This window comes from Pelomicrobium sp. G1 (assembly GCF_051905455.1).
Taxonomy (GTDB): Bacteria; Pseudomonadota; Gammaproteobacteria; order Burkholderiales; family UBA6910; genus Pelomicrobium.
Window position 1 is genome coordinate 1 of record NZ_JBQACR010000323.1, and the last position, 278, is coordinate 278.

A 278-nucleotide genomic window follows, 5' to 3' on the forward strand; every position below is an offset into this window, starting at 1 on the left:
GTGTAACGCCGGGCGTAGTCGCGGAAGTATTCGCTCTTGCCCGAGAGGTGAAACTCCTTGAGGATCACGTGCCCCATGGCCAGGCCGAGGGCGGCGTCCGTACCCTGCTTTGCCGGCAGCCACAGGTCGCAGAGCTTCGCCACCTCGGAATAGTCGGGGGTCACCGCCACGGTCTTCGCGCCCTTGTAGCGCACCTCGGTAAAGAAGTGGGCGTCTGGGGTGCGAGTCTGGGGCACGTTGGAGCCCCAGGCGATGAGATAGGTGGCGTTGTACCAGTC

Annotated in this window: 1 protein-coding gene; it reads right to left on the minus strand. The window is 64.4% G+C overall.

Annotated elements, in window-relative coordinates; genetic code table 11:
- Positions 1–278, minus strand: a 278-nt coding sequence (locus ACTFO6_RS18685) for a molybdopterin-dependent oxidoreductase (protein WP_439935863.1), incomplete at both ends; no start/stop codon positions are given.